The organism is Mycobacterium sp. E796 (genome assembly GCF_001672815.1).
Taxonomy (GTDB): domain Bacteria; phylum Actinomycetota; class Actinomycetes; order Mycobacteriales; family Mycobacteriaceae; genus Mycobacterium.
In genome coordinates this window covers 1-1,388 of the sequence record NZ_LZKK01000203.1, presented here as the reverse complement: position 1 = coordinate 1,388, position 1,388 = coordinate 1, and the positions used below count along the sequence as shown (strand labels likewise).

The 1,388-nt window shown below is 64.3% G+C and carries 1 protein-coding gene; it reads left to right on the top strand.

The genetic code is table 11. The annotated features are described in order from the left end of the window. Nucleotides 1-1,342 (top strand): PE family protein (locus tag A5706_RS15130; RefSeq protein WP_197517838.1); only part of this gene is annotated, 1,342 nt, incomplete at its 5' end. Between the last annotated feature and the right edge of the window lie 46 nt (nt 1,343-1,388).

The following is a 1,388-nucleotide window of genomic DNA, read 5'->3' as shown; positions in this document are numbered from 1 at the left end:
GGCGAGCTTTCATCAGCAGTTCGTTCGGGCCATGAGCGCCGGCGGGGCGCTCTACGCGGAAGCCGAGGCCGCCAACGCGTCCATGATCGGGACGCCCACGCAGGCCGCGGCGCAGGACGTCCTGGCCAACTTGGGCATCGGCAACGTCGGCGCCGGCAATGTGGGCGGGGGTAACCACGGCAACGGGAACGCGGGCAGCGGCAACAGCGGCAACCAGAACCTGGGCAGCGGCAACATCGGCAGCGGCAACGTCGGCAACGGAAACAACGGCATCGGCAACATCGGCGACGGCAACCGCGGCAGCCAAAACCTGGGCAGCGGGAACGCCGGCAACAACAACACCGGCTTCGGGAACGCCGGCGTCGGCAACGTCGGCAGCGGAAACCTCGGCAACACCAACGTCGGCAACGGGAACCTGGGCAGCGGCAACATGGGCAGCGGAAACCGCGGCGACGCGAACATGGGCTTCGGGAACCGCGGCAGCAACAACGTCGGCGCCGCCAACACCGGCAACCACAATTTCGGTTTCGGCAACACGGGCAACAACGACATCGGCTTCGGGCTGACGGGCGACAACCAGATCGGTTTCGGCGCACTGAATTCCGGCAGCGGCAACCTCGGCTTCGGCAACTCCGGTACCGGGAACATCGGCTTCTTCAACTCGGGCACCGGGAACGTCGGCATCTTCAACTCCGGCAACCACAGCTTCGGCTTCGAGAACTCCGGCAGCTTCAACACCGGGTTCACCAACTCCGGTCTGGACAACACCGGCTTACTCAACAGCGGATTCAGCAACTTCGGCGCGGGCAACGGCGGCTCGAACAACATGGGGATGCTCAACGGCGGCTCCCAGAACTTCGGGATGGGGAATTCCGGCTTCCAGAACACGGGCAGCGGAAACGCGGGCTCCCTCAACACCGGTGACTTCAACGCGGGCAACTTCAACACCGGATGGGGAAATTCGGGCGCGAGCAACACCGGCGGCTTCGATGCGGGCAACCTGAACACCGGCTTCGGCAGCGGCATCACCCCGGCCGGGGTGAAGAACTCCGGCTTCGGCAACACCGGCCTGGACAGCTCCGGCTTCTTCAACGCGGGCGGCGACACGTCCGGCTTCCAAAACGCCGGCCTGGCCTTCGAGTCGGGCTTCCGAAACTCGGGCAACGGCAACAACGTCGGCATCGGCAACTCGGGCAGTTTCCTTGCGGGAATCGGAAACACCGGCTTCGACAACATCGGCATCGGCAACTCGAACGTCTTCAACTCGGGCATCGGTAACTCGGGCAACGGCGACTCCGGCTTCTTCAACAAGCGCGACGCGCAGTCGGGCTTCTTCAACTAAAGGACGGGTGATGAGTTTTTTGGTGTTGCCGCCGGAGATCAATTCG